This window comes from Burkholderia sp. BCC1988 (genome assembly GCF_905339895.1).
In the GTDB taxonomy this organism is placed as follows: domain Bacteria; phylum Pseudomonadota; class Gammaproteobacteria; order Burkholderiales; family Burkholderiaceae; genus Burkholderia.
This window is the reverse complement of sequence record NZ_CAJPHA010000080.1, coordinates 1-554: the sequence shown is the minus strand read 5'-3', so window position 1 is coordinate 554 and position 554 is coordinate 1. Positions and strand designations below refer to the sequence as shown.

Annotated in this window: 1 protein-coding gene; it reads right to left on the bottom strand. The window is 67.7% G+C overall.

Translation table 11 applies throughout. The annotated features are described in order from the left end of the window. Positions 1-554: methionine adenosyltransferase domain-containing protein (locus U4012_RS35640; protein ID WP_321804581.1), on the bottom strand; the 554-nt coding region annotated here is incomplete at both ends.

Below are 554 nucleotides of genomic sequence, written 5' to 3'. Positions count from 1 at the left end.
CCTGCCGCGACGATGTTCTTCGCGACGTAACGGCCGGCATACGCTGCCGAACGGTCGACCTTCGACGGATCCTTGCCCGAGAACGCGCCGCCGCCGTGCGGTGCGGCACCGCCGTAGGTATCGACGATGATCTTGCGACCCGTCAGGCCGCAGTCGCCCTGCGGGCCACCGATCACGAACCGGCCGGTCGGGTTCACCAGGAACTTGATGTCGCCCTTGATCAGGTCGGCCGGCAGCGTCGGCTTGATGATTTCCTCGATCACGGCTTCGCGCAGCGCCGGCAGCTCGATGTCCGGTGCGTGCTGCGTCGACAGCACGACGGTGTCGATCGAATCGGGCTTGCCGTCGACGTAGCGGACCGTGACCTGCGACTTCGCGTCCGGGCGCAGCCACTGCAGGCGGCCGTCGCGGCGCAGGCTGGCCTGGCGCTCGACGAGACGGTGCGACAGGTAGATCGGCAGCGGCATCAGTTCCGGCGTTTCGTCGCATGCGTAACCGAACATCAGGCCCTGGTCGCCCGCGCCTTGATCGAGGTTGTCGTCATGCGCGCGGTC